This window comes from Rhizobium sp. P1_E1 (assembly GCF_056406015.1).
On the sequence record NZ_JBFUAY010000465.1, the window covers coordinates 1 to 1,668 of the forward strand.

The window sequence follows — 1,668 nt, forward strand, 5'->3', positions numbered from 1 at the left end:
GCCAAGTACACCGTGCATCGCGAGGATATCGAGATTTTATTCAAGCAACAGATCACTGGAAGGAAGGTGCGGGAAGATCTCTGGTGCCCCTTTGATCGCAGGCAGGAACCAAACACTATCGCAGCAGCGACCGTTGCGATCGAGAAAAACCAGCGCGATATTGAGGAAGAGATTTTGAATCAATACGATACGAAGGAGGTACGCTCAAAGGCACCTCGAAAAGTCATCACCGCGCCACCAAATCCAGGGAAGAATGTAGTTCGGCTCCGGGGTACAAAATCACTTAAGCAGGAGCTCCTGGATGGAGCRGATGAGTTTGACGCGCTCTAACGCATTGCACTTCATCGCGATGCCCGGTGTTTCCTCGGCTGAATAGGCGCGGCTCACAACCAAGTATCTCGACGCGTGTGAACGGCCTTGGCCATGCCGCGCATGCATTGCCACAACTCGACACGATCGACGCTGGTTTCGTGATGTAGCTGCTCAACCACATCAGCGATCAACGCGATGGACGCCTCCTCCAGGAATGCACGCACACAAGGCATTAGTTTCTTTGGATACTCTGTAGTGAGGATCGCCGCACGCAGGCCCTCGGCATCGAGTATTTCTCTATAGCTCGTGCTCGCAGAGCGTGCGGCTATCTCTAGCGCGGGTTCTCCTTTCTCCCTCTGGCGCCTTGTTGGCCGTGGATTTGAGACGAGGACACTTAGCCCTAAGACCGAGAGCAGGCGAATTGCATGGGCCCAATCGAGTTCGCCAATGGATCCGCTTTCCAATTCCTCCACCGTGGTGGGTGACAAGCCGCACAGGTCGGCAACACGCTCCTGGGTTAAACCCATGTCGGAGCGGCGGGTACGCACCGCTAATCCGATCGCAGCGAATTCATACATGATCATTGCCCGCAGCAGAGATCACCAGCGCACCCGCGAAATCTCTTCGTCCACCACATCGAGGAATACGTCCGACCTCTCCTCGGGCGTTAGCGTGTCGTATTCGGGCGGCATACCGCCCAGCAGCATTTCGATGGGAGTCAAACCGGCGTATATCTTCTGCGGGCTTCGCAAGAAGCTCCAGAGCAGGGTCGAGTTGACATCGGCCTCTAGGTATTTCTGGATGGTTTGCGTCAGCAGTGACTTGTCCAGGCGCTCGTTGAGCTGAAACGCAGGATAGCGCCGGTCATCGACTCGGTTTGGAGACGAAAGGAAAATGAATTCACCGGCAACCGCGCGTTCGTAAACCACCTCCGGCGAACACTTCAGATGATCGGCCATTTCTTGGGCTGTCAGCACCCCATATAAATGTGCAAAGCGGCCACGGTTCTCGCTGCCGACGGTTGGGTGGGGAGGTTCGACATCTGGTCCAATCATGGCATGTCCTTTCGCTCGCGCAGCAGCTGGCGCAACCGGCGCTCGTCTGCGCTAACAAACCCTGTCGCCGGATTGATGGTCAGCAGGTTCTTGCAAAAAGGCCGAAACAAATACGCCTTGTCGTCCAGGGCCAGCCAGTGCGGGCTGTAAGGCCGGTTGGCACGCAACCAGGCGATGCACTCCCATTCCCGCGGGTACAGCTCCAGGCCATCCGGAAACTGTCGAGGGTCCAGATCCTTGGAGTCAGGCGTGACTCCGACGATGCGCTCTGATATGTCGTAAGAAAAATAATGCTTCAGGG

4 protein-coding genes are annotated in these 1,668 nt (G+C 56.2%); 1 reads left to right on the top strand and 3 read right to left on the bottom strand.

Annotation, left to right across the window (positions count from 1 at the left end; genetic code table 11):
* Window positions 1-330, top strand: a 330-nt coding sequence (locus AC1D1Z_RS37130; RefSeq protein ID WP_477853808.1) for a hypothetical protein, incomplete at its 5' end; no start/stop codon positions are given.
* A 53-nt stretch (window positions 331-383) separates the two neighbouring features.
* Here the strand turns inward: AC1D1Z_RS37130 and AC1D1Z_RS37135 are convergent.
* From AC1D1Z_RS37135 to AC1D1Z_RS37145, 3 genes are all read right to left on the bottom strand, one after another.
* Entirely contained in the window at window positions 384-890 is a 507-nt protein-coding gene (locus AC1D1Z_RS37135) for a helix-turn-helix domain-containing protein (protein WP_477700071.1), read from the bottom strand.
* Between the two features lie 21 nt (window positions 891-911).
* Window positions 912-1,367 (bottom strand): hypothetical protein, encoded by a 456-nt coding sequence (locus tag AC1D1Z_RS37140; protein ID WP_477700070.1) that lies wholly within the window; start codon window positions 1,365-1,367, stop codon window positions 912-914.
* On the bottom strand, window positions 1,364-1,668 hold a 305-nt coding region (locus tag AC1D1Z_RS37145), incomplete at its 5' end, for an HAD domain-containing protein (protein WP_477853810.1). The genes AC1D1Z_RS37140 and AC1D1Z_RS37145, both read right to left, overlap by 4 nt.

Bases quoted from the DNA above. Each gene is read 5' to 3' on its own strand.
- AC1D1Z_RS37135 (WP_477700071.1), bottom strand. From the start codon at position 890: ATGTATGAATTCGCTGCGATCGGATTAGCGGTGCGTACCCGCCGCTCC.
- AC1D1Z_RS37140 (WP_477700070.1), bottom strand. From the start codon at position 1,367: ATGATTGGACCAGATGTCGAACCTCCCCACCCAACCGTCGGCAGCGAG.